The following is a 23,781-nucleotide window of genomic DNA, read 5'->3' on the forward strand; positions in this document are numbered from 1 at the left end:
GGAGTCGAACATGCAACAACTTCCTGGTTTCAAACGCGTGGTCACCGGGCATGATGTCCAAGGCCAGGCGGTGATCGCGCTCAGCGGACCGACGCCCAACAGCTTTGCGCTCAAGGCGGTACCCGGTACGGTCTTCCATGAGATCTGGAACAGTGGCGCCAGCCCCGCCGTACTCGACAACGGCGATGACCCCACTCGCAAGCCGCTTCAGTTGAGTCCGGCGCCGTTGGGCAGCGTCATCCGTGTGGTGGATATTCCGCCCGACAGCGTGCAGAACCAGGTCAGCGCCGAGGATGCCGCGGCGGCCTTCGCCGAAATTGGCCAGGCCCACGCCGGCACGGGGCAGGCTGATTCCAAACACAAGCTGATGCACCGCACCGAAACCCTCGATTACGGCGTGGTCACGGAGGGTGAGGTCTGGCTGGTGCTCGATGGCGAGGAAGTGCACCTCAAGCGCGGTGACATCGTCGTACAGCGCGGCACTAACCACGCCTGGAGCAACCGTACCGAGCAGATGGCACGCATGCTCTTCGTCCTGCTCGATGGCCGTTTCGCGCCCGAGCTGCAAGGGGACCAAGTATGAAGCTTAGTACTCTCAAGCATCACAGCCGCGACGGTCGCTTGCTGGTAGTGTCGCGCGACCTCGCTTGGGCGGTCGATGCCAGCGATATTGCGGCGACGTTGCAGGCTGCCATTGAACAGTGGCCGAGCGTCGAAACCGCTTTACGCGCGCGTTACGACGCGTTGAATGAAGGCTCCCTGGCCGGTGCCTTCGCCTTCGATCCGCAACAAGCCGCCGCGCCCTTGCCACGTGCCTGGCAGTGGCTGGACGCTTCGTCTTTCCTCAGTCATGGCGAGCGCATGCAGAAGGCGTTCGCGCTGGATCCGATCGAAGGTGTTGAACACACGCCGCTGATGTATCAGGGCTGTGGCGATGACTTTCTGGGGGCCCACGACGACATCGTGCTGCCCAGTGAAAGCCACGGTATCGATTTCGAAGGTGAATTCGCGGTATTGGTCGATGAGGTCCCCATGGGCTGCTCGGCGCTGGACGCCGTTGACCATATTCGGCTCATCGTGCAAATCAACGATGTCAGCTTGCGTGCGCTCGCCCCTCGGGAAATGAAGACCGGCTTCGGTTTTATCCAGGCCAAATCCTCGTCAAGTTTTGCCCCGGTGGCGATCACCCCCGACGAGTTGGGCGAGGCCTGGCGCGACGGGCGTGTGCACTTGCCGCTGAGGGTCGAATGGAATGGCCAGTGGTTCGGTAATGCCCACGGTGGCGCCATGCATTTCGGCTTTCATCAATTGATCGCCCATGCGGCGCTGACCCGGCGACTCAGGGCCGGCTGCGTGATCGGTTCCGGCACCGTTTCCAATGCCGATCCCACGGTGGGCGCGGCCTGCATCGCCGAGCGTCGTGCCGTTGAGATGATTGAGCACGGCGCGCCACAGACGTCCTTCATGCGCTTTGGCGACCGCGTGCGCATGGAGGTCTTCGATCTGCAAGGGCAGTCGGTGTTCGGGGCGATAGACCAGTGCATCGTGCGCGGAGGCCTCCCATGCGCGTAATGATTACCGGGGCCAATGGTTTTGTCGGCCGGGCGTTGGTGAAACGATTGCTCCAAACCAATGAGTTGCGAGGCCGGTCGATCAGCGCGTTGATATTACTGGACAAGGAATTGGTGGGGTTTGCTGAGGATAAGCGCCTGCGCCGGCATTGCGGCAGTGTCACCGACGCCGCGTTATTGCGCCGGGCCTTGGCCGATGGCATCGATGTGGTCTTTCACTTGGTCAGCATCCCGGGTGGCGCGGCCGAGCAGCACTATTCACTGGGCTATCAGGTCAACCTGCTGGCAAGCCTGGAGTTGCTTGACCAGTTGCGCGAGCAGCCTGGTACGCCGGTGCTGGTGTATGCCAGCAGCGTGGCGGTGTACGGCGGCGACCTGCCGGCTCGCATGGATGAGCGTGCCGTGCCGCACCCGCAGTTGAGTTACGGTGCGCACAAGGCAATGGTGGAAATGGCGATCAATGACCTTGCCCGACGGGGCGAGGTGGACGGTCGTGCCGTGCGCCTGCCCGGCATCGTCGCCCGTCCACGTGAACCCAATGGGCTACGTTCGGCGTTCATGAGCGACCTGCTGCACGCCTTCGCCCAAGGCCAACCGTATTGCTGCCCGGTTTCGCCGCAGGCGCAGGCCTGGTGGATGTCCGTGCGGTGTTGCGTGGATAACCTGCTGCGGGCCGCCGAACTGCCGGCTGCCGAACTCTGCGAGTCACGTGTCTGGCAATTACCGCTGTTGCACCTGTCCATTGCCCAGGTCATCGATGCCCTGGCCGCTGCCTATGGCCAGGAACGCCGCGGGCTGATCAGCTTCGCACCGGATGCCGGGCTGCAAGCGTTGTTCGGCAACTTCCCTGCAATGAAAACCCCTCTGGCCCGTGCCCTTGGCTTTCGCCATGACGGCTCGGCTGCCGCCTTGATACGAAACAGTTTGAACGCTGCTGCCCCGGCGCGTCGTGCGCGTGGGCGGGTAGCGCTTGGAGTGAGCGAAAATGCAATCAACTAAACGTCGCCTGGTGGACCTGTCCGTTACCCTGGACAACAACCCCTACACCGATCCACCGCCGTTGCTGCCGAAAATCGACTACATGGACCATCAGCAAGGCTGGCCGGAGATGGCCGCGATGTTTCCCGGCCTGTCCAAGGCGCAACTGCCTGGCGACGAATCCTGGGCGGCTGAGCGCCTGCAGATCACCACGCACAGCGGTACCCATATGGACGCCCCCTGGCACTATGCCTCGACCACCGACGGCGGCAAGCCGGCTTTCGGCATCGATGAGCTGCCGCTGGATTGGTGCTTGCAACCGGGCGTGAAGCTGGACTTTCGTCATTTACCGGATGGCCATGTGGTCAACGCCGCCCAAGTGCAAGCCGAGCTGGAGCGTATTGGCCATGTTCTACGGCCGCTGGACATTGTCCTGGTCAATACCCGTGCCGGCGCGCTGTTTGGCCAGCCTGGGTACCTGGACGCCGGGGTTGGCATCGGCCGTGAGGCCACGTTGTACTTGTTGGAACGCGGCGTGCGCGTGGTGGGCACCGATGCCTGGAGCTGGGACGCGCCGTTCAAGTACACACGCGAACGCTTCGCCGCCACAGGCGACGCCTCGATCATCTGGGAAGGGCACAAGGCCGGACGCGACATCGGTTACGGCCAGATGGAGAAGCTGGCCAACCTGGAATGCCTGCCGGCCCATGGTTTCCAGGTGTCCTGCTTCCCCTACAAGATCAGGCACGCTTCGGCCGGTTTCGTCCGCGCCGTAGCGATTTTCGAGGAATGAGCGTGCCGGCTGCCGGTGGGAAAAAGCGCGCTAGCCTGTCCCAGGGGCTCGAGGCGCTGCTGTCGGAGCACATTATCGAGGGACGGCTGCGTGGCGGTGAACAGTTGCCCACCGAGTCGGCCCTGATGCTGGAGCATGGCGTCAGCAGGACCGTGGTGCGCGAGGCCATGTCGCGTCTACAGGCCGGGGGAATGGTCGAGACACGCCACGGCATAGGGACCTTTGTATGCGGTAGCGCCCTGTCGTTGGGGGCCTTCATCGACCCGGAGACGATCGGTCTCATCACCGATTCGCTGGCGATCATGGAGTTTCGGATCGGTCTTGAGGTCGAAGCCGCCGGGCTCGCGGCCCAGCGACGCAACACGGATCAGTTGACGGGGTTGCGGGCACTTCTCGATCAGCTCGGGCAGCCGGATGTCAGCGTCAATGATCGGGCGGCGTTGGATTTTCAATTCCATTTGGGCATTGCCCAGGCGACCGGCAACCCCTACATCGCCAGCACACTGCTCAACCTGGGCGAGGTCATCATCCCCCGCAGCCGACTGGATTCTGCGCGTCTGTTTCACGATGAGCCTTTGCATTACGAACAGCGCATGCAAAGCGAGCACGAGCAGATTTACCAGGCGATCTTCCATCAGGACACTGAGTGTGCGCGTGCCGCGATGCGCCTGCATCTCCAGGACAGTCGCGAATACTTGCACCAGGCCCGCCAAGAGTTGATGACATGACGGAGAACCAGAGCTACCCGGTGCCGGACATGGCCACGCAGCCTACTGCCACGGCGCTCACCATCATCGATCCCCGCTGGACTTTGTTCGTCCGGGTCGTGGCGGCTGGCAGTCTCAGCAAAGCGGCCGTACTGCTGGACATGCCGCAGTCCATGGTGAGTCGCAATATTGCCCTGCTCGAATCGCAATGTGGCGAACGCCTGTTCCATCGCAACGGACGTGGGGTGGTTCTGACCGAATTTGGCGAGCAGTTGCTGCCCTGTATATCGGATCTTCTGGCGAACGCTGAAAGCCTTGTCGATGACATTCGCAACCTGCGTGGAAAGCCGGTGGGGGAGGTAGTTGTGGGCATGTTGCCTTCCGCGGTGCGCCGGTTTGCGGGGACGCTCTTTTCTGCGGTGCGCGCGCAGATGCCCGGGGTGAGATTGCACCTGATCGAGGGCGCCAGTGCTCAACTCGAAGAGCAGTTGCACGATGGTCGTCTGGATATGGCGCTGGTGCTGCGCGAGAGCGAGGCGAGCGTCGGCCAAGCTCATCTGTTGGCCAGGCTACCGCTGCACCTGGTAGGACCCGTCGCCGATCCTCTGCTCGGAAATCGAGATATTGCGCTGGAAAATCTATCTGGGTTGCCATTGGTCGTGCCTGGGCGGCCGCATCTGCTGAGGGCCAGGCTCGATCATTTGGCTGCGGAGCAAGGCGTGGAACTGTGCGTGGCCGTGGAAGCCGACTCGGTCCAGCTCCAGTACGAAGTCGTCGCGGCAGGCGGAGGCTATGCGATTGCCTCGGTGTTGCCGGGCTCACTGGATCAACGACTTATTTCATCGCGCATTATAGAGCCCGTGTTGGAGCGCTTTGTCGTGCTGGTCGAATCGCCCCGGCGCCCCTTGACCCGTGCTTCCCGTGAAGTGCGACGGCTGATTTGCAATCTGTCCATGCCATCGATTTAAGCGATAGCTGCTTTGCATCCCCAGCAGTATTCGGTGGGGGGCGCGCCTCGTAGGGTGTCAGTCAACCAACGACTGATCCCCGATTGCGAGGTTTGCGCCATGCATCACGCCCAAGAACTCCAAGTCATTGCCCCGACGCTTTTTCTCAGTGACGCCGATGTGGCCTCGCTCGCCGACTGGAGCACCGCCGTCGCCGCGCTCGCCGAGGCGTATGCACGCCCTGCATCGGATGCCATGGTGCCGCCTCGCTCCATGGCCCGGGGCGATGGCATCTGGCTGCGCAGTTTGACTGCCGTACCTCCGGCTGGCGGCCATATGGGCTGCAAGTTGATCGCAGCCTCCATGCGGGCGCGCTGCGCCAGCTACCTGATTGCGTTGTTCGATCAGAAAACCATGGCGCTCAGTGCCCTGATCGACGGCAACCGGGTGACGGGTTTGCGCACCGCGGCAACCGCTGCGCTGGCAGTCGATTTACTGGCGCCCAAGCGCGCGCTGCGGGTGGGGGTGATTGGCTCGGGGTTTGAGGCCCGTGGCGCATTGGACTGCCTCAAGTCCGTGCGCGATGTGGCGCATGTCCGGGTATTCAGTCCAACGCCCGCTAGCCGCGAGCGTTTTGCCGAGAGCTTCAGGCCAGGGCTGGAGATCCAAGCGGTGAACAGCGCGCAAGAAGCTGTGCAGGATTGCGACGTGGTGATTTGTGCCGCCCGCAGTCGTGACGAATCTCCGGTCCTGCAAGGCGCCTGGCTTTGCCCGGGGGCCACGGTTGTGTCGTTGGGTTCCACCTTGCCTGAGCAACGGGAAGTTGACCCGGTCACGATGGAGCGAGCCGTCTGCATCGTCGCCGATATGCCGCAAGAGGTGCTTCACGATACCGGTGACGCCATTGCGGCGATCAGTGCCGGCGTTTATGTCGCCGACAAATTGGTCGCGCTGTCGGACCTCGTCGCGGGCCGTGTCATACCGCGCCAGCACGCAAGCGACATCGTTCTCTACAAGTCTGTTGGCTCGGCGCTGCAGGACGTCGTCATCGCCCAAGCGCTGTACGAGCGCGCCCGGCAACAAGGCCTCGGCATCGAGTTGCCCGCCAGCATTGTCCCTGTCTCGAAATAACTCCCTTCACTGTGCAAAGGAACATCATCATGGCCACATACAAGAAAGCGGATGCCCGTGCCTGGGCGCGGGAAAACCTGGTGGGCTGCTCGGCTGTCACCATTCCAAGTTTCAGTGCTGATTTGAAGCGTCTCAATGAGCGTGGCATACGCCACGACATCGAACATACGGTTGGCCTGGGCTACAGTGCTACGTTGCTGTGCAGCGAGCTGGCGATTTCTATCCAGGAGAATGCCCAGTTCACTGCCTGGGCCCGTGAGTCAGGGAAAGACCTGATCCTGTTTTTCCATGCGGCCTTTGGCACGCTTGCCGAGAATATCGAGGCGGTGAAGCTCGCCGAGAATGCCGGTGCGGACATCGTCCTACTCTCCTATCCACCACAGTTCTGGCCGACCAGCGAGCAGGAAATCTACGACTACACCAAGTCGTTCTGTGACGCGACGGACCTCGCCGTCATGCTCTTCCCGATTCCGCTCTGGGGCTTTGAGCGCGTGCATCCGGCGGGTATGTCGCTGGAATTGGTCCGTCGCCTGTTGGCCGATTGTCCGAACATCGCGGCCATCAAGTCGGAGCAAGGGTTTCCGCTGCCAGCGGGCATTTGCGAGATGTATTACCACTTCCGTGATCAGGTGGTGATCAGTTGCCCGATCGAAGGCGACGCAATCCCCTTGATGAGCCTGATGAAGTTGCAGTTTTCCGGCACCAGCAACACCGCCTGGATGAGCGACTACTACCCGAAAGCGTTCGAACTGGCACGCACGGGCCGCTTTGAAGAGGCGATGGAACTGTACTGGAAGGTCAATCCGGCACGCAGCGCCAACGGCGCCGCCGCGCAAAGCTATGCCGGCGGCACTGGTGTGCTCAATCGCACGATGTGGAAATACCAGGATTGGCTCGCCGGCTTCAACGGCGGCCCACTGCGTGCCCCGGCGATGCGCGTGCCGGATCGCTTCATGAAGTCGCTGCGTCAAGGGTTGGTTGCGTCGGGGTTGCCGGTGACTTCGGATCCTGACAGCGCCTTCATGATCGGGCGTCATCCGTGCTGATCAGGAGGGTTGCACAGTGAAGCATTTACTTAAAGATCCCACACTGTGGCGTGACGGTGCCTATATCGCCGGTGAGTGGCTGACCGAGACGCCGCACGGTCACTACACGCTGCGTAATCCGGTGGACCAAACGGTGCTGGCCGAGTTGCCGCGTTGTCGTGAAACTGAAGTTCGGCACGCCATCGACGCGGCGCATGAGGCCTTTGGCCCATGGCGTCGCCTGACGGCCAAACGCCGTGGCGAGGTGTTGCGCCGCTGGTATGAGTTGATGGTTGAACATCGGGAGGACCTTGCCACGCTGATTACCCTGGAGGAGGGCAAGCCACTGGAGGAGGCGCGGGGTGAAGTCGATTACGCGGCGTCTTTTGTGCGCTGGTTTGGCGAGGAAGCCACACGGGTGCGCGGTGATCTGATTCCGGGCGTAAAGGACACTCAGCGCATCGTGGTCCTGCGCGAACCCATCGGCGTCTGCGCGGCGATCACGCCCTGGAATTTCCCCGCTGCGATGATTACACGCAAGGCCGCTCCGGCCCTCGCGGCCGGTTGCACGATGGTGGTGAAACCGGCCAGCCAGACACCGCTGACCGCGCTGGCACTCGCCGAACTGGCGCAGCGCGCTGGCGTGCCCGCCGGCGTTTTCAGTGTGATCACTGGCAACGACACCCGCGACATTGCCGGTGAGCTTACGGCCAACCCGCTGGTGCGCAAGCTCACCTTCACGGGGTCCACGGAAGTGGGCCGGCTGCTGCTGGCGCAAGCGGCGCAGACGGTCAAGAAATGCTCCATGGAGTTGGGCGGCAACGCCCCGTTCATTGTCTTCGATGATGCTGATCTGGATGCTGCGGCTGACGGGGTGATGTTGGCCAAGTTTCGCAATGGTGGACAGTCCTGTATCGGCGCGAATCGGGTGCTGGTGCAGTCCGCGGTTTATGACGCACTGGCCGAACGCATCGTCGAGCGCATGGCACGCCTGAAACTGGGCAATGGCCTGGAGCCGGGTGTACAAGTCGGGCCGTTGATCGATGACGCGGCGGTACGAAAATCCCAGGCGCTGGTTGATGATGCGCTGGCCCAAGGCGCTCGACTGCTGTCTGGCGGCAAGCCCCATGCGCTGGGCGGGTGTTTTTTCGAGCCCACCTTGTTGGCTGATGTGACCCATGGGATGCGGGTTGCTCGTGAGGAGATCTTCGGCCCGGTCATGCCGCTGGTGCGTTTCGACACGGATGACCAAGCCATTGCCATGGCCAACGACAGCGAGTTTGGCCTGGCCGCGTATCTGTTCAGCCGTGACGCGGCGCGTATCTGGCGCAACGCCGCGCGCATCGAGTCGGGCATGGTGGGCATCAACTGTGGCTTGATTTCAAATGAGGTCGCACCTTTCGGTGGCGTGAAGCAGAGCGGTCTTGGGCGAGAGGGATCTCACCTGGGAATAGACGAGTTCCTAGAGGTTAAATACCTCTGCTGGGATGGCTTGGAAAGCGTGTAAACAACCGTCGTTAAAGGCCGGTGGACGGCGGTTCGTGTGAGCCGTCGTTCATCGGCTTTTGTATTTGTTCTGCCGCAAAGGCAGGCACTCCGAGCAATGCCCCCGGCTTACCTGCGAGACCCATCGCCGCCAGCGATACCTCGGATTGTGCAAAGCGATTTCAGCCCTGATAGCCGATTCGATAGTCTCGTGGCTGATCCGGCATTTTTCGTCGGCATTCCATGTTGCTGCGGCATTGACGCAATGACGCCGCAGCGCTCGTTGGTGCGCCATGCAATGTCTGCCCGAGTGAATAAGAATAATTAGGAGAGCGTGATGATTGCAGCAGTCAACAAGGTCCTGGTGATCGGGGGAGGGTTCTCCGGTATGACCGCGGCTATCCAGCTCGCCCGCCAGGGCGTCGAAGTGGACCTCGTCGAAATCGATCCATTGTGGTGTCCTTTGGGAGCGGGGATTACGCTCAGTGGGCCCACGCTGCGAGCGCTTGATACGGTTGGGATTTTGGAAAGGGTCGCCGGGGAAGGGTACCTGTCGACCAATTTCGATGTGTTTTCACCGGTGGGCGACCTGATCGTGCAATTGGCGCTTCGACCGCCGGTCAGCGATAAGCCGATTCCCTGTGGTGGCGGCATCCTGCGCCCGGTACTGGCTCGAATATTTGCCGACAGGACGCGGGAAGTGGGGACCCGTGTGCGCCTGGGCATCACCTACGACAGCGTCATCGAGCATGATGATGGCATTGATGTGTCTTTCACCGACGGGACCACTGAACGCTATGACCTGGTCGTCGCCGCTGACGGCGTGCATTCGCGCACGCGAAAGGAGTTTTTCCCGGAAGCACCCTCGCCAAAACCCATTCATCAGAGCGTCTGGCGCGCGGTGCTGAAGCGTCCGCCGGAAATCGTGCGCCCCACTCATTGGCTGGGTAGCACCAAGGTTGGCGTCAATCCAATCTCCGAAACGCACATGTACATGTTCCTCATGGAAAGCCGCGAGTTTTCCGAGTGGATCGACCCGGCCAGTTGGCCGGGTGAAATGGCGCGCCTGTTGAGTGAGTTCCCAGCTCCGATCCTGCAAACGCTGGTGCCGCAACTGTACGAGGCGGACGCCAATATCGACTATCGTCCGCTGTCCAATTTGTTGGTGCCGTTGCCCTGGCACAAGGGCCGAATCGTGCTGATCGGAGACACGGTGCATGCCACCACACCGCACCTGGCTTCCGGGGCTGGCATCGGTATTGAGAGCGCCATCGTGCTTGCCGAAGAGTTGCTCGGCAATAGCAATCTACAGACGGCCCTGAGCCGGTTCGAAACGCGGCGCTGGGAGCGTTGCCAACTCGTGGTCGAGAACTCCGCGCGTCTGTGCGAGATAGAGAAAAGTGGCGGGGACAAGGAAGAGCATGCGCAGATCATGCGTGAGTCCACTGCGACGCTGGCTGAGCCTATCTGATTGATTGCGACCCTGCTGGATGAGAAGGGTCGCGCTTCTGGTCGTTAGGAGCAGTGATCGAAAATAACGACCTCTTTGACGTAAGCGAAAAAAGACGCCGACGTCAGCGCCACGCCGTCCTCGGCAAGTTTTTGAAACAGCGCTCGCTGATACTGCCGAAAGGTCGAAAAATCCGCTTCATTTTCAAACCACAGGCTAGAGGCGCCTTCGTATACGGCGATGTTTGGCCCGAAATAGGCCGTCACCTTGTCACCCTCGGGCAGATACCGGGAGCGAACATACCGGCGTAGGGCGTTCTGGAAGTCGGGCTGTTCGCGGGTAATGCTCTCGTGAGCTGCGTCCCAAGCGTCGAAAAAACGATCGAGCGCCATGGATGGATTTTTCTTCAGCAGGATCATCACTTTCCATGGGAGAGGCGCTGTAGCGGTGCTAGCCGTCTCCGCTTCATCCATCAATTGAGCGAGCTGCTCGGAAAGGTCAGCGAAGTTCTTTGCATCAGGGCCCACGGTTTGCTGGGTATAGGGATCGCTGAAGGTGCGAATCAAACCTGGCACGTCTTCAAAAAACAGCTCCGTAATGGAGTCTTTGTGGAAGGACTGTGCGTAGGCACTGTCGGCGTCAACCCCGAAAGCCGCGTCGATGACATGGTTCTGCACGTACCGTTTGACGCCTAACGGTTTGGCTTTAGCGATTTCTCCGTGGGTGTGCTCTACATAGTTTATAAACTCGGCATGCGTCATTCCGGGTTTTCTGCGTACAGCGGCTAGGATTTTGATCATGAGGCGTTCTCGCTATTGGCAGGGTGAAGGGCGCCTGAACCTTAAATGCACTTCATGCTGTTGTAATTCATCTGATTGTTTTTCAACACCAAAATATAAGGCCAGGTTTAACCCGCAAACCAATCGGTATTCGTGCTGGTAGGTATCGCGCAATAACATGCTTGACCAGCCTTGAGTCAGCTTTGGATTTTGAGCGTTTTGTATGAGCCGATTTGGCGGTGAATGTATGGCAAAGAAAATTAACCGCGAGCAAGCTCAGCCCCCACAGGGGATATCGTGAACCCAGATGAATTGGAAACTGGCTCAAGCCGCTGTTGATTTCTCCCGACTGCCGCTCGCAGTGTCGCGGAACAGTCTGGGCGACATGCCGAACGTCGATTTGAAATGCCGGCTGAAGTGGGAGCTGCTGCCATAGCCCCAAGCGTAGGCGATCTCGGTGAGCGAGCGATGAGCATGTTCCCGATTGCGCAGGTCTTCGGCGCAACGTGACAGGCGCCGCTGCCAGATGTACTCGCTGACACTGCACCCCAGCTCATCCTGGAAGGCGCGGTGCAGGCTGCGTACCGAGCACTGTTCGGCGTTGGCGATGCGTTCGATGGTCAGGTCGCGGTCGGCCAGGTGGCGCTCGATGTACGCTTTGAGGCGGTTCTGCTTGAAGAAGCGGAAGTCGTGTTCGAGTTGCTTTTCTTCCTGCTTGTTCTTCAGCGCGTTATCCAGTAGCCCGGTGATGCTGTCGCCGATCAGCCCGGCCGAATGGTTGTTCAGCAAGGGGTATTGGTTGTAGGCATCGCTGATCAGGTGCATGAGCATCCGCCCCAGTCCATTGCGACCGTTAAGATGCATGTCGGCGGTTTGCGCGAGCTGCCCGGATGCCCCCTGGAACAGCAGGATGAAGTGTTCGCAACCTTGCATGCTGGTCACGTTGAAAGGTTTGCCGCAGTCGACCAAGAGCATTTCGTCAGGGGCCAGCACGCTACTTTGCTGGCCCTGCTCGAAGTGACTGACACCAGCCACCTGCATGATCAACATACGCGGCGTATCGAGGGCATCAATCGCTTTGCTCAGGTGGCGCGAATATCGATGGGCGCTGGCGGTCATTCGACAGAAACGCAACTGGCCCAGGTCCCCGTACTCCAGCCGACCCTGGAAGTTGCTGTCATGCAACGGGTCGATGAACGTCGATTCCAGCCGTTTTATATAGTCCGGCGTACGCCCCAGGTGATCGCTCATGAACTCTTTCCATTTCATCAAGCGGTCGGAGCGAACAACCTGATCGGTGGACACGCAGGCTAAATGGTTCATTTTTCGCCTCTATTTATTATTGTTTTTCTGACGGATCGGGCAAAGGGGTCGATTTGCCCGATCCGGGTGTGATCAAGGGTGCCAAAGACTCAGAACGGGTAGTGATGGCCTCCGGGCTGCCAGGTCACCCAATGGGCACGGGTAAACTCATCCAGGGCATAGTGACCGTTGAAGCGACCGAGGCCGGAATTCTTTTCACCACCGAACGGGGCATTGGGTTGGTCATCGACGGTGATGTCGTTGATATGGGTCATGCCCGCCACAATGCTCCGGGCGAAATTCAAGCCGCGGGCCATGTCCCGGGTGAACACGGCGCTGGAGAGGCCATACTCGCTGGCGTTCGCTAACGCCAATGCATGGGTTTCGTTTTCTGCGACCAGCAGCGGCAGCAGGGGGCCGAACGTTTCATCGCGGGCCAGTTCCTGATCGACTCCCACTTCACCGAACACATGGGCGGGCAGCACCAGCCCGGATGCCGGGCCGCCGCAAAGCTGCTTGAGGCCAGCACTCCGGGCACCGTCGAGCTTACGCAGCAGGCCATCGAGCTGGCTCTGATTGACCACTGGCCCGATCACCGTGTCGGCCTTGGTCGGATCGCCCGTCTTGAGGTTGCGCACGCGCTCCACCACCAGCGCTGCGAAATCGGCATACAGCGAGCGGTCGACGATCACCCGGTTGACGCTCATGCAGATCTGGCCCTGGTGCAGGAAACGCCCGACCACCGCAGCGTGCGCCGCACCTTCAATGTCGGCGTCATCCAGCACCACCAGCGGCGCGTTGCCGCCCAGTTCCAGGGCCACGCGCTTGATGTGTTTGCCACCGGTGGCAATACGGCCGACATTGCGTCCCACATCCGTCGAACCGGTGAAGGAAATCAGGCTCGGCACCGGGTGCTCGACAAAGGCATCGCCGATTTCCGAGCCGGCGCCGACCACGACGTTGAGCGAGCCCTCGGGGAAGCCGGCTTCTTCGAACAGGTGGGCAATCAGCAGGCCGCCGGTCACCGCTGTGTCGCTGGCGGGCTTGAGCACGATCGTGTTGCCCAGGGCGAGTGCCGGCACCACCGAGCGCATGCTCAGGTACAGCGGGAAATTCCATGGGCTGATCACGCCCACCACACCCAAGGGCTCACGGAAGACAAAACTCTGTTCGCCGGGCTTGTAGCTGGTCAGGATTCGACCTTCAACCTGCATCGGCATCGTCGTGCATTCACGCACCAGGTTCAGCGTGAATTGCCATTCCATGCTCGCCTTGATCCGGGTGCTGCCGGACTCGTCGATCAGCCAGTCGATGATCTCTTCACGGCGGTTCTGGATGACTTGGGCGAGCTTTTCAAGTTGAGCGCTGCGCTGGGTGGGGTGCAGTTGTGCCCACGCGGCCTGCGCCTGCTGCGCCGCCTGATAGGCGTCGTCGAGATCGGCAATCGAGGCCAGGGGCATCTCCAGCAATTGTTCGCCATTGAAGGGATTGCGGTCGTCCAGGCGGCGTGCGGAGCGCCCTGCACGCCAGGTACCGTTGATGTATTGGTTGCCGTTGATGGCGTAGGGCCCGAGCGGTTGAGTCGTCATGGTCTTTTACCTTTGGAGGCAGGTGGTCGCCTCGTTTAGAAATTAAGGGGGCAAACGCCGATGGGGAAAACTGCTCAGCTCCTGATCCAGGCGCGGCCCCAGGAATTGAGGGTGTATTCCTCCTGTGCCCAGACACCGGGCTGGCGGCTGGCATCGGTGACTTCGAGCTCCGCCGAGAACTCCAGGCGGTTGCGATCGGCATCGACCACCATGAAGAACAGGTTGTTGCCAGGCCCATGTCGGCCGGGGCCGAAGAAAATGGTGATGCGCTCCTTGGCGAAACGATCCCCCCAGTCACGGATGTCATTCCACTCGTTGGTTTCGTAACAGTGGTGGTCCCACTCGTTTTTCGAGCCGCGGAAAAACGCCAAGGTGTGGTGTTCGTCGTCCGAGCGCAGGAAGCACGTCGTGAGTTGGCCGGTCTGCTCGTCCACGACATTGTCCGAAACGGTAAAGCCCACCGTGTTGACGTAGAAATCAATCATGGCTTCCAGCTCCGTGGTCTGGAACACCACGTGCTGCAAGCGACCCGGCATGCCTGGGTGAGGGGCGTGGAGGGCAGGGGGAGCGACGCCAAATATCGTTTGCCGGCCCTGGGGGTCGCGGATCAGGAACGCCCCCGGCTCAAGCAGCGGCGAGTTGGTCTCTTCGATCACGCAGCCATTGCCGAGCAGGCGAACCCGCAGTTCTTGCAGTCGAGGTTGGCTTCCCAAGTCGAACGCTGCCGCGAGCAGGCCGCTGTGGTCGGCGGGGGAAACGAGCATGGCGCGTTGCGGGCCGCTGAGCATCCAGCTGCCATCGGCTTGCGCCTGGCTGCCCATGTCCAGCATCCGCCGATAGAAATCGATTTGCCGTTGCGCGTCCTTGCTCGCCAGGTGCAGGTAGCACAGGCGTGCAGGTGTGGAAGTCTGGAGTGTTTGCATAACCACCTCTGTGCTTGAAGGTTTTAGTGAAAGACGGGCGCGCTGCTCGGTTCGATTTCGCTGTTGTGGGGCATGGCGATGCCGAACAGTGACTGCAGCGATTCTGCGGCCTGGGTCTCGGTCGCCTTGTCGAAAATCGCCGCGATGTAGCGATCCGGGCGCAGCAGCAGAAACGGGTGGGAATCGCCCAGCAGGGTTTTGAGCTGGCCTTCACGGTCTTGAAGCACCGTGCAGCCCGGGATCGACGGTATGGCATGGACGGACGCGGGCAGGATCAGGATGCGTCTGGCTTCAAGGTGGCTCCAGAGATCATGCTTGAGTTCATCGATACGCTGGCGGGTCGGGTCGCCGTATTGAATCAAGGCGAAGCCGGCGCCGATGGTGTCATCGAGCAGGCGTTCCTGGCCGTGGGCATCGGTGAGCTTCGGTTGGGGGAACATCTGTCCACAGGACAAGGTGCCTGCTTGCCCCTCGGTCAGCACCAGGCCCCGGGTGAAGCGGGGTTTGGGCTTGAAGCGCATTTGCAGGAAATAATCGCGCAACGGCGGCAACAGGCCGATCAAGGCGAATGCGCCACTGATCAAGCGAGCGCGCAGGACGGTGGCCGGTGCCATGACCACGCCGAGGTTCAAGGCCAACTTGATCAATGCCCACGCATGATCACGACGCTCGCTTTCGTATGACAGCAGTGCGCTTTCCGCCATTTTTCCCTTCAGCACGCCGACCAGCTTCCAGCCCAGGTTGTGGGCATCGCGAACGCCGCTGTTCATGCCTTGCCCGGCATAGGGCGGGGTCAGGTGCGCAGCGTCGCCGGCGAGAAATACCCGTTGCACCTGCCACTGCTCGGCGACCCGGGCATGGAAGGTGTAGACCGTCTTGCGCACGATGGAAACCGGCGTGTCTCCCTTGAACGGGCGCAGCAATGCTTGCAGGCAGGTTTCGTCAAGCACCTGTTCGTCCGTTTCATCGGGCTTGAGCAGGAACTCGAATCGGCGCGTACGGTGAGGGCCGGGCACCTCCACCACCGGACGCCTGGCGTCGCAATACACTCGGGTTTGCCAGAAGGGGTCGTCGTCCTGGTCGGTATCGACCACCAGCCAGCGTGAGGAGAAGCTCGAACCGACCATCTCGATCCCGAGTTGCTTGCGCACCGGACTACGCCCGCCGTCGCATGCCACCAGGTAAGCCGCGTGGACTTCCATCAGTTGCCCTTCGGCGTCACGCACCAGCGCGCACACGCTGTGTGGGTCCTGGGTGAATTCCACCAGCTCGTGGCTGAACCGAGCCGTCAGGCTGGCAAAACGTTCAAGGCCTAGCCTGAGGGTGTTTTCAAAAAGTGGTTGGCGAAACGCGTTGCGCTTGGGGAAGCCATACAGCTTTCCGGTCGGCTCGACCTTGCCGAAGCAGCGACCGCCGGGCCGGGTGAAGTAATGCACGCCGTAGCCGGGCACGACATCACGCAGCACGGCAGCATCCAGCCCGATGGCCTGCATGGTGCGCAAGGACTCATCATCGATTGAAACCGCCCGTGGCTCGGTAACCGTGCCCGGCTTGCGGTCGATGATCAGGGTGTCCACATCGGCTTGGCCGAGCAGGTTGGCCAGGGTCAGCCCGGTAGGACCGGCGCCGATGATCAGTACCTGGGTGTTGATGCGTTTGAGGGTTGTCATTGTTATTCCCTTCCGGATGGCTCAGCCCAATGGCTTGGCGCGGTTGGCGAGCGCAGCCATGCGTTGCGACAGATCCTGGGCCAGGGCAAGGATCTGCTGTCCTTGTGTCTCCTCCTGGGCACTGTCGCGTTCTCGCACCGGGCGCACGCAACTGATGCTGCCAACGACCTTGCCATCGCCGTCGAAGATCGGCGCGGCCAGGCCATAGACGCCCGCGTCGACTTCACCTGCGCTGGCCACATAGCCTTGGCGACGCAGTTGCTGCAACGAACGACGGAACTGTTCCCAGGTCTGGCCCAGTTGACTGGCGCGCGCCTCTTCGGGGTGGTCGAGAAACAGCTGGCTGTGTTGACGCGAGGTCATGTTGGCGAGGATCGCCTTGGACGTCGCACCCAGGAACAACGGCCTGGGCGAACCACGGGAGTAGCTGACCTCGCTGAACAAGTCCCCGTGCTGGTGAATGCACACGACCTGGTCCTTGAACAGCCGGCAGATCAGCCAGACCTGTTGTTCGCTCCACTGTGGGAAGTTGGGCTCAAGCGCTTGTGCGGCGCGCAAGAGGGGGTCGCTCAGGCGCAACTGGCGGTCCCAGGTAATGATCCGTGCGCCCAGGGCATAACGCCCGGCTTCGACCTGGAACAATAGATTGGCCTCGGCCAATTCGCGCACGTAGCGGTAGATCGTCGAACGGGTAAAACCCAAGGCGCCGCCCATGTCGTCCACCGCCCAGATCGGGCTCTGTTCGGTGAACAGGTCGAGTACCCGCAACATGCGCTCCAGGCTCGAGCCTTTGCTGTCGCCATCCTGCTCGGGCAGGTGTTCAGGGGTGTGTAGGTTTTCCATGTTCATTGCTCGTCCACGATGCTGTTGCGCAGGGTGCCGATGCCAGCGATCTCGACCTCCACCTGATCGCCCGGCTTCATCCACACCGGTGGTTCGCGGAACGCACCGACGCCGCCGGTGGTGCCGGTGACAATTACGTCACCCGGGGCGAGTTCGGTGAAGGTGGAGCAATACTCGATCAGCTGGCGCACATCGAAAATCATGTCGCTGGTGCGGGTGTGCTGCATCACCTCGCCATTGAGGCGGGTGGTCAATTCCAGGTCCTGTGGATCGCCGATCTCGTCGCCGGTCACCAACCAGGGGCCGAAACCGCCGGTGTTCGGGAAGTTCTTGCCGGGGACGAACTGAATGGTGTGCTTCTGCCAGTCGCGGACACTTCCGTCGTTGTAGCAGGCATAACCGGCGACGTAGTCCAGCGCGTCGGCGTGTTTGACGTGGCGGGCCGCTTTACCGATCACCACCGCCAACTCGCCCTCGAAATCAAGCTTGTGGGACGCGGTCGGGCGAATGATGGGTTGCAGGTGGGCAGTCTGGCTGTCGGCGAAGCGGGTAAAGATCATCGGATAGGTCGGCATTTCCCGACCGGTTTCGCGCACGTGAGTGGCGTAGTTGATGCCGATGCACAGCACTTTGCCCGGGTTCGGGATCACCGGCAGGAACGTCACTTCAGCAAGGGGGATACGCGGCAGGCTTGCCAGGCGCGCAGCGCTCAGTTCGTTCAGACGGTTCTGGCCGATAGCCTGTTTTAGATCGCTGCCAAGGGTTGGCTTGAGCGATTCCAGGTCGATGATTTGATCACCTTCGACCACGCCGTAGCTGCTACGGCCCTGGACAATAAAGCTTGTGAGTTTCATGGAGGCTCCTAGGAAGAGGGAGGGTGCAATGAGGGTTAATCTAATCTTGCTATAAAATCCTGTAAAGTGGGATTTATACAAAAATCCTAAAATATGGAATTTATGTGTTTTTTTGCGCGACTGTCCCTTTGGCGGACTTGGGGAGCAAAGGGCGGGGAGGCAGGCAGCCACCGCAGATGGCAGGGGCCGCGAGAGGTGCGCAAAAGGCTCTAAACCTGTGGGAGCGAGCTTACTCGCGATGAGGTCAGCCAGTTCAATACTCATGTAATTGAACCGCCGCCATCGCGAGAAAGCTCGCTCCCACAGGGATTGTGCTTAATTGACGGATATCAGGGCCTGATGCCAATCAATCGCTTGGTGCCCAGCAGCCATGCAGCGACATGCGCATCCGGAAGGGAATCCTGATGCGGGCAATGGGGCCGCTGGCCATGTCACGGGTGTCCAGCACGACCAGTTCGCTGCGCCCTTCGGCAATGAGGTTGAGCATGGCAACCACGTAGCCATCGGCTTCCTCTGCATCCGCCGAGCGCGGTATGAAGATGGGTTCCTGGAAGCATCCGCTGTCGCCGGGAAACCAGGCGTCGGTGCGACCTGTCTGCAGGTCCAGGTGCGCCAGCAGGTTGAAAAACTGGAAGGGAATCGGCCCATTCGCCGGGTTGTAAGGACGCTCAGGATCAAAGGCGAGCAGAAAACCATGCTGGTACTTTCGACCGATGTAGCGATCATCACACCGTGGAAACTCGCAGGGATATTCCGTCAGTGGCTGCGGTTGAACGTTCTCCTGCGCGCCATTCAGGTCGAAGGTCCAGCGCATCAGGCTGGCGGCCAGGGTTTCAGGCGGTGGTACGTAGCCGTCGGCCTGGGGGAAGAAGTAGAAGATGTTGCCGCCGGTGACGGGCATGTCGACATACACCTTGCCGTCCTCATCGAACGCATTCAGTGTGTGCCCCTGGAAGCCGTCCTTGGGCCCCTTGAACCAACGTACATCTTGCGCACACCCGTTACGCGGTACGACCGCGAACAGCTGAGGCAGATCGGGTTGCCACTGGAAATGCGGGCCGCCGTTTTTCATGCGCTCGACGTCCACTGTCAACGGAATCAACGGGAACACCACGTACCGTTCGGTCACCGCGAAATCATGCACCATCGCCGCATAAGGCGCCTGGAACCAGATCTCGTGCAGCAGTTTTCCGTCCGGAGAGAGTTCGAAGTAGGCCAGGTCTGGCGTGCCGTCGCCTTTGGCTTCATAACTGCAGGCCAGCAGGTTGCCTGTCACCGGATCGAGCTTGGGGTGGGCGGTGAACGTCGCGGCTTTGATCTGCCCATCAAAGGTCCATTCGCCGAGGGTCTCCAGGGTTTCGAGATCCATCGCCCAAGGCAGGGCATCTTCCTTGAGCGCCAACAGGACGCCGTTGTGAGGGATGACGGTGGTGTTGGCGGTGGTGTTGTTTTTCGCCGCGAGGGGGTCATTGGTGAAAGCGTTGCGATAAACACCATTGAGTGAGCGACCTTCCCGGCGCTGGGCCAGCAGGCGATCGGTTTTCACGTAGCGGCGTCGCAGCGAGGCCTTACCGTTGGCAAAATGAAAGCGGCTAACCATGCCGTCACCGTTAAAAAAGATATCGGTACCCAGCATGGGGGGATACTGCGGGTCTGGCGCGACTTGATAAAAAGTCCCGTGGATCGAAGCGGGAAGAATGCCTTCGATCTCCAGGTCAAACACGTCGGCTTCCACCCGGCTGGGTGTGTAGAGTGCGCCGCTAAACTCAGGTGTCTGGGGGTATTGAATGGTCATCTGGCAATCTCATCAGTGTGCGGTTTCATTCATTTGCAAGGTGCAGCGTCAGGCCGATTGTGCAGACATGGCCGGCCCGGAAGGTTTTACGCCGCGCCGAAAGCGGGCAACGACCAGGCACGAGATAATCAAGGCTAGCAAATAGGCGGAAGCGGCCAGCCACCCCACCGCCCGGAAGTGTCCCTCGCCGACGACCAGCGCAGCCCCGAATGGCCCCAGCCCCTGGCCGACGAAAATGGCGGCGTTACCCAGGCCCGCCAATCGACCGGAAGGGTCCAGTTCCGCCGCCATGGAAAGCAGGTAGGGCAGGCTGAAAAACCAGACCATATGGATCAAGCAGGCCGTGGTGATAAAGGCAACGGGGCTGGTGCCATAGACCATGATCAAGGTCGCCAGCAATGCCGTGCCGAAGCTCAACAGTTGCGGAAACAGCAGGCCCAGGCGCCGTCCGATCAGACCGGCCAGGCCGGCGCCAAGGGCACCGGCAAGAATGCTGCCGCCGAGGATGCCGCCAATCTGCTGGGGCTCCAGGCCGATGCTCTTGCCGATGCGTTCCTGGTACACCCACAGGGCCGAGTGACCGAAGAACAGCAGGGCAAACAGCAGGATCAACAGCATGGCGGTGAGACCGAATGGCTGGATCGAGCCATTGGCCGCGCGATGGGCGTCCGGGTAGCGCTTGGGCACTCTCCGGCAACCCAGCGCCGCGAGCACGCTGGTGATCGCCAACAGGGAAAACGCCCCATTCACGCCAAATGTTTGAAGGACCAGCGGCATGGAGGTCACCAGCAGCATGCCCCACAGCAGGTTGCCGATGTTGATGACCGCGAAGGTCGCATCCTTGGACGTGCGCAGCGCTGCGGTGGCATAGACCACCGCCATGACCGCGCCGCCGCTGGCGCCGCAGATCATCCTGGAAATGACCAGTCCGGCCTGGCTGTGCAGTTGTGTGCTGACCAGGTTACCCAATGCCAGGATCAACAAGGCCACCAGGGCGAAGCGGCGCCGGTCGACGCTCGCCATGAACAGGGCGCAGCCCCCGCAGGCGATGGCCATCGCCATGAGTTCCGCAGCGAAGATCGCGCCGATTGCATTGAGCGGCAGGCCGAGCTGGTCGATCAAGGCACCGCCCAGGATCGGCTGGATCTGCAGCGTCCCCAGGGAAATGACCATCATCAGGCAGATGGCGCCCAGTGATTTTTTGCTGTCGATGGAGTCGAGTGCGTTCATGAAGCATCACCTCAGGTAAAGAGCCCGCTCATGCGTGAGCCGGCCTACACGTCAATCAGAACTTGTGAACGTAGCGAACCTGCACCTGGTAATCCGCTCGGGAGCGATTCTCGACGCCGGTTTCTTTATAGGTGTTGAGCCAGAAGGCTTTGTCTTCGGTGATTTTCCAGAACAGGCCCGGGCCAAAGCCCAGCACCTTTTCCCGGGAGTCGGTTAGGGTGCTGCCGTTGACCTTGTCATCCGAAATCTGCCGGAAGTAGTAGCCGTTGATGCCGACCGAGACCTTCGGGAACACTTCGTACGAGGCGGTGAAGTTGGCCCATGCCGACTGTCCTGACTGGGTGTCGCGCACCGCTTGCCCTTCAAAGAACTGCTGCGAACTGCTCGCCGGATCGTCGTTCTTGAAGTTGTACAGATAGTTCAGCCTCCAGCTTACTTCCCAACGGGGTGCCGGCATCCAGGTCGCTGCCCAGTAGGGGTTCAGGGAGAAGTGGTTGGAGCCTGGGTTCAGGTCTTTGTCTTTGTCGTACTTGCCCGTTGGTAGAATGATGTCGAAGGCCATGCGCTGGACGAAAACCGGCCGGCCGCTGGCGTCGACGATCGGATCGAACTGGACCTGTGGCCCGACCGTGACATCGCCCATGCCGGTAGCGTTGTCCTTGAGCTTGGCACCGTTGTCACCGAAATCGCCGTCCAGGGAAACAACGGGGACCAGCAGGCTCCAACCCAGGTGTGCCCCTCCCGCGAAGGTGTCGGGTGAGTAGTAGCTCAGCTGATTGATCATCGTGATGACGTTGATCTTCGGGTCATCGAAGGCGCCGTTTTTCTTGCCGCCGTTGGTCCTGATGCTACTGGCGGTGCTGAACTTCAGGTAGGTCTGGTGAGTCAGCCCGGGTGGCCCCGCAAACCCGTCGTAGAAGCTGGTGCCGCCCAGGTTGATACCGCTGGGTTGGCTTACGGACGGTGGAGGAGGGCCGTCGGCTGCATGGGCGGCAAATGACGCGAAGCTGAGTGCCAGGCACGCTGGCAAAGATTTAGTCAGACTCATCGAAGTGGCTCTATTCTTGGAATTGTGAGCGGGGGAATGTCCCCTGGCACTTCGACTTTAAGTCCCGGTGGTGGGTGATGCTTGAGCGCAACGGCCAGAGTTGACTGAGCGTGCCATGATGGGGCGATGATCCCCAACACTCTTGGCGCTCAACGCGGCGATTGAGGCGGCGCGCGCGGGCGAAGCGGGCCGTGGCTTTGCGGTCGTTGCAGACGAAGTTCGCAAGCTCGCAACTCGCACGACTGAAGCAACCGAACAAGCTGCCGGGATGATTGCTCGCTAAGTACGGTTCCGGTGAAGCTCCTCAGGCGTGACGTTTACCCATACGCTCTCTGCCTTGGTACCTGCTGTCTAACTCGCGAGGCCCACTGTGAAGCATGCGCACGGCCATGATAGCTATGAGCTATCATGGCCGTGCGTATTACTAACTGGATGACCATTCTGCGTCTACGTATCGTAGAGGTATTAAGCGTGATGGGCCGGTAGCACCGTTCGCGTCTTCCAAATCAACACAGGCCTGTACAGGTCATGTTTCCGAGATTTCCATGAAGAAAACGCTTTCGTTGGCCACACGCATAGGGCTTAGTTTCGCGGCCATCCTGGCGCTGCTCATATTGATAACCACCATCGGCATTCACCGCGTTGCGTTCATTGACTCCACCTTGGGCGACGTAAGCGAAAATGCCGCAAAGGTGCAGCGCTACGCAATCAATTTCCGAGGCAGTGTCCATAACCGTGCCATCGCTATTCGGGATGCCGTGCTGGTAACGACTGATTTGGATTTGGCAAAACACTTATCGGAAGTCTCAGCCTTGGAAAAGGCCTACTCTGACTCGGCAGCTCCAATGGATCAGTTGTTCAAGGGCGCAAGCGTAACTGACGAGGAGGTTCGATTACTGAGCGCTATCAAGGACATCGAACAACAAACCCTTAACTCCACCAGAGCGGTAATCTCCCTGCGCCAGGCGGGTGACATACCAGGGGCTCAGGCGCTGCTGATGCGTCAAACGTCTTTGGATTACAGTGAGTGGCTCAAGCGCGTCAATGCATTGATCGACTACGAGGAAGCATCAATCAAGGCGAAGTTGGGCGCAGTGCAGGCAACCGCCAGCCAGTTCAGTACGCTGATGCTTATCGCGACAGGTATTGCCCTGCTGCTGAGCATCACGTTGTCGGCTGTACTTATTCGCTTTGTTACATCCACGCTGGGTGCTGAGCCCACAGACGTTGCATTGGCCATCGAGCGACTGGCAGCTGGTGATCTGAATCAAACGATTTCCACAGAGTATCCCGGCAGTGTCATGGGCGTCCTGAAAGACACGCTGGGCCATCTCGCAGAGACCATTCGTCAAGTACGTAAGGCGGCCCAAGAAGTCAATTACTCGGCCACCCAGTTGTCTGCCGCATCATCGGCTAATAATGAGCAGACCAGCTTGCAAACCCGCGAAGCCGAGCAGGTAGCCGCAGCCATCATGCAAATGGCGGCGACGGTTAATGAAGTATCCGGGTATGCCGCGCAGGCAGCTGATGCCTCCCGGTTGGCTGATACTGACGTGGGAAGTGGGAACAAATTGGTTGCAAGCACCACGGTTGCTATCGAACAGCTGGCATTAACCCTCGAGCAAACGACTGCTACCGTGAACCAGGTGTCCAAACATAGT

Annotated in this window: 20 protein-coding genes and 2 pseudogenes; 12 read left to right on the forward strand and 10 right to left on the reverse strand. The window is 60.5% G+C overall.

From position 1 onward, the window contains the following. The first annotated feature begins 10 nt into the window (after positions 1-10). The 10 genes from BLW22_RS08980 to BLW22_RS09025 all read left to right on the forward strand — a co-directional run bounded on the left by BLW22_RS08980 (position 11) and on the right by BLW22_RS09025 (position 10,108). A complete protein-coding gene (locus BLW22_RS08980; RefSeq protein ID WP_074845686.1) occupies positions 11-583 on the forward strand; it encodes a cupin domain-containing protein in 573 nt (190 codons plus the stop codon). After that, complete coding sequence (locus tag BLW22_RS08985) at positions 580-1,572, forward strand: fumarylacetoacetate hydrolase family protein (protein ID WP_074845689.1); 993 nt, start codon at positions 580-582, stop codon at positions 1,570-1,572. The genes BLW22_RS08980 and BLW22_RS08985 overlap by 4 nt, the downstream gene beginning before the upstream one ends. Further along, the gene (locus BLW22_RS08990; RefSeq protein WP_074845692.1) at positions 1,563-2,570 is read left to right on the forward strand and encodes an NAD-dependent epimerase/dehydratase family protein; all 1,008 of its coding nucleotides are present in this window, start codon (positions 1,563-1,565) and stop codon (positions 2,568-2,570) included. The genes BLW22_RS08985 and BLW22_RS08990 overlap by 10 nt, the downstream gene beginning before the upstream one ends. Then, positions 2,557-3,342 carry a cyclase family protein gene (locus tag BLW22_RS08995; RefSeq protein ID WP_039589572.1) on the forward strand — a complete coding sequence of 262 codons (786 nt, stop codon included), beginning with the start codon at positions 2,557-2,559 and terminating at the stop codon, positions 3,340-3,342. Before BLW22_RS08990 ends, BLW22_RS08995 begins: the two co-directional genes overlap by 14 nt. Next, a complete protein-coding gene (locus BLW22_RS09000) occupies positions 3,339-4,070 on the forward strand; it encodes a FadR/GntR family transcriptional regulator (RefSeq protein ID WP_027603329.1) in 732 nt (243 codons plus the stop codon). The genes BLW22_RS08995 and BLW22_RS09000 overlap by 4 nt, the downstream gene beginning before the upstream one ends. Beyond that, a complete protein-coding gene (locus tag BLW22_RS09005) occupies positions 4,067-5,017 on the forward strand; it encodes a LysR family transcriptional regulator (RefSeq protein WP_235865574.1) in 951 nt (316 codons plus the stop codon). The genes BLW22_RS09000 and BLW22_RS09005 overlap by 4 nt, the downstream gene beginning before the upstream one ends. Before the next feature lie 99 nt (positions 5,018-5,116). Then, positions 5,117-6,127: an ornithine cyclodeaminase family protein gene (locus BLW22_RS09010; protein WP_065947812.1), complete on the forward strand. Its 1,011-nt coding sequence runs from the start codon at positions 5,117-5,119 to the stop codon at positions 6,125-6,127. A 29-nt stretch (positions 6,128-6,156) separates the two neighbouring features. Beyond that, positions 6,157-7,173: a dihydrodipicolinate synthase family protein gene (locus tag BLW22_RS09015; protein WP_065947811.1), complete on the forward strand. Its 1,017-nt coding sequence runs from the start codon at positions 6,157-6,159 to the stop codon at positions 7,171-7,173. A gap of 16 nt (positions 7,174-7,189) precedes the next feature. Beyond that, a complete protein-coding gene (locus BLW22_RS09020) occupies positions 7,190-8,659 on the forward strand; it encodes an NAD-dependent succinate-semialdehyde dehydrogenase (RefSeq protein ID WP_074845695.1) in 1,470 nt (489 codons plus the stop codon). 315 nt (positions 8,660-8,974) lie between these two features. After that, positions 8,975-10,108: an FAD-dependent oxidoreductase gene (locus BLW22_RS09025; protein ID WP_083221216.1), complete on the forward strand. Its 1,134-nt coding sequence runs from the start codon at positions 8,975-8,977 to the stop codon at positions 10,106-10,108. A gap of 44 nt (positions 10,109-10,152) precedes the next feature. On the opposite strand, the gene BLW22_RS09030 is transcribed toward BLW22_RS09025, so the two are convergent. The 10 genes from BLW22_RS09030 to BLW22_RS09075 form a co-directional block, all read right to left on the reverse strand. Next, on the reverse strand, positions 10,153-10,887 hold the full coding sequence (locus BLW22_RS09030) for an EthD domain-containing protein (protein ID WP_042727883.1): 735 nt from the start codon (positions 10,885-10,887) through the stop codon (positions 10,153-10,155). Between the two features lie 303 nt (positions 10,888-11,190). After that, positions 11,191-12,189: a helix-turn-helix domain-containing protein gene (locus BLW22_RS09035; RefSeq protein WP_065926061.1), complete on the reverse strand. Its 999-nt coding sequence runs from the start codon at positions 12,187-12,189 to the stop codon at positions 11,191-11,193. Between the two features lie 89 nt (positions 12,190-12,278). Beyond that, entirely contained in the window at positions 12,279-13,757 is a 1,479-nt protein-coding gene (locus BLW22_RS09040; protein ID WP_065947810.1) for an aldehyde dehydrogenase family protein, read from the reverse strand. Between the two features lie 74 nt (positions 13,758-13,831). After that, complete coding sequence (locus BLW22_RS09045; protein ID WP_065926063.1) at positions 13,832-14,680, reverse strand: VOC family protein; 849 nt, start codon at positions 14,678-14,680, stop codon at positions 13,832-13,834. 23 nt (positions 14,681-14,703) lie between these two features. Then, a complete protein-coding gene (locus BLW22_RS09050; RefSeq protein WP_065926064.1) occupies positions 14,704-16,350 on the reverse strand; it encodes a bifunctional 3-(3-hydroxy-phenyl)propionate/3-hydroxycinnamic acid hydroxylase in 1,647 nt (548 codons plus the stop codon). Positions 16,351-16,371: 21 nt separating this feature from the next. Next, the gene (locus tag BLW22_RS09055; protein ID WP_065926065.1) at positions 16,372-17,193 is read right to left on the reverse strand and encodes an IclR family transcriptional regulator; all 822 of its coding nucleotides are present in this window, start codon (positions 17,191-17,193) and stop codon (positions 16,372-16,374) included. Between the two features lie 2 nt (positions 17,194-17,195). Continuing rightward, positions 17,196-18,047 carry a fumarylacetoacetate hydrolase family protein gene (locus BLW22_RS09060; protein ID WP_074845698.1) on the reverse strand — a complete coding sequence of 284 codons (852 nt, stop codon included), beginning with the start codon at positions 18,045-18,047 and terminating at the stop codon, positions 17,196-17,198. A 346-nt stretch (positions 18,048-18,393) separates the two neighbouring features. Further along, entirely contained in the window at positions 18,394-19,842 is a 1,449-nt protein-coding gene (locus tag BLW22_RS09065) for a carotenoid oxygenase family protein (RefSeq protein ID WP_065947809.1), read from the reverse strand. A gap of 48 nt (positions 19,843-19,890) precedes the next feature. Then, on the reverse strand, positions 19,891-21,072 hold the full coding sequence (locus BLW22_RS09070; protein WP_065947808.1) for an MFS transporter: 1,182 nt from the start codon (positions 21,070-21,072) through the stop codon (positions 19,891-19,893). Positions 21,073-21,127: 55 nt separating this feature from the next. Continuing rightward, entirely contained in the window at positions 21,128-22,120 is a 993-nt protein-coding gene (locus BLW22_RS09075; protein ID WP_065926069.1) for a SphA family protein, read from the reverse strand. A 139-nt stretch (positions 22,121-22,259) separates the two neighbouring features. Between BLW22_RS09075 and BLW22_RS09080 the strand changes: the two are divergent. After that, positions 22,260-22,394: pseudogene (locus tag BLW22_RS09080) on the forward strand (methyl-accepting chemotaxis protein); the annotation flags it as partial. A gap of 271 nt (positions 22,395-22,665) precedes the next feature. Further along, positions 22,666-23,175 (forward strand): annotated as a pseudogene (locus tag BLW22_RS35910) (MCP four helix bundle domain-containing protein); the annotation flags it as partial. Between the last annotated feature and the right edge of the window lie 606 nt (positions 23,176-23,781).

This window comes from Pseudomonas marginalis, from assembly GCF_900105325.1.
In the GTDB taxonomy this organism is placed as follows: Bacteria; Pseudomonadota; Gammaproteobacteria; order Pseudomonadales; family Pseudomonadaceae; genus Aquipseudomonas; species Aquipseudomonas marginalis.

What these genes read in the sequence shown, in the direction of transcription:
- BLW22_RS09045 (WP_065926063.1), bottom strand. Translation starts at nt 14,680, where the DNA reads ATGCAAACACTCCAGACTTCCACACCTGCACGCCTGTGCTACCTGCAC.
- BLW22_RS09005 (WP_235865574.1), top strand. Translation starts at nt 4,067, where the DNA reads ATGACGGAGAACCAGAGCTACCCGGTGCCGGACATGGCCACGCAGCCT.
- BLW22_RS09050 (WP_065926064.1), bottom strand. Translation starts at nt 16,350, where the DNA reads ATGACAACCCTCAAACGCATCAACACCCAGGTACTGATCATCGGCGCC.
- BLW22_RS09010 (WP_065947812.1), top strand. Translation starts at nt 5,117, where the DNA reads ATGCATCACGCCCAAGAACTCCAAGTCATTGCCCCGACGCTTTTTCTC.
- BLW22_RS08980 (WP_074845686.1), top strand. Translation starts at nt 11, where the DNA reads ATGCAACAACTTCCTGGTTTCAAACGCGTGGTCACCGGGCATGATGTC.
- BLW22_RS09040 (WP_065947810.1), bottom strand. Translation starts at nt 13,757, where the DNA reads ATGACGACTCAACCGCTCGGGCCCTACGCCATCAACGGCAACCAATAC.
- BLW22_RS09065 (WP_065947809.1), bottom strand. Translation starts at nt 19,842, where the DNA reads ATGACCATTCAATACCCCCAGACACCTGAGTTTAGCGGCGCACTCTAC.
- BLW22_RS09025 (WP_083221216.1), top strand. Translation starts at nt 8,975, where the DNA reads ATGATTGCAGCAGTCAACAAGGTCCTGGTGATCGGGGGAGGGTTCTCC.
- BLW22_RS08990 (WP_074845692.1), top strand. Translation starts at nt 1,563, where the DNA reads ATGCGCGTAATGATTACCGGGGCCAATGGTTTTGTCGGCCGGGCGTTG.
- BLW22_RS09055 (WP_065926065.1), bottom strand. Translation starts at nt 17,193, where the DNA reads ATGGAAAACCTACACACCCCTGAACACCTGCCCGAGCAGGATGGCGAC.
- BLW22_RS09060 (WP_074845698.1), bottom strand. Translation starts at nt 18,047, where the DNA reads ATGAAACTCACAAGCTTTATTGTCCAGGGCCGTAGCAGCTACGGCGTG.
- BLW22_RS08995 (WP_039589572.1), top strand. Translation starts at nt 2,557, where the DNA reads ATGCAATCAACTAAACGTCGCCTGGTGGACCTGTCCGTTACCCTGGAC.
- BLW22_RS09035 (WP_065926061.1), bottom strand. Translation starts at nt 12,189, where the DNA reads ATGAACCATTTAGCCTGCGTGTCCACCGATCAGGTTGTTCGCTCCGAC.
- BLW22_RS09015 (WP_065947811.1), top strand. Translation starts at nt 6,157, where the DNA reads ATGGCCACATACAAGAAAGCGGATGCCCGTGCCTGGGCGCGGGAAAAC.
- BLW22_RS09075 (WP_065926069.1), bottom strand. Translation starts at nt 22,120, where the DNA reads ATGAGTCTGACTAAATCTTTGCCAGCGTGCCTGGCACTCAGCTTCGCG.
- BLW22_RS09000 (WP_027603329.1), top strand. Translation starts at nt 3,339, where the DNA reads ATGAGCGTGCCGGCTGCCGGTGGGAAAAAGCGCGCTAGCCTGTCCCAG.
- BLW22_RS08985 (WP_074845689.1), top strand. Translation starts at nt 580, where the DNA reads ATGAAGCTTAGTACTCTCAAGCATCACAGCCGCGACGGTCGCTTGCTG.
- BLW22_RS09070 (WP_065947808.1), bottom strand. Translation starts at nt 21,072, where the DNA reads ATGAACGCACTCGACTCCATCGACAGCAAAAAATCACTGGGCGCCATC.
- BLW22_RS09030 (WP_042727883.1), bottom strand. Translation starts at nt 10,887, where the DNA reads ATGATCAAAATCCTAGCCGCTGTACGCAGAAAACCCGGAATGACGCAT.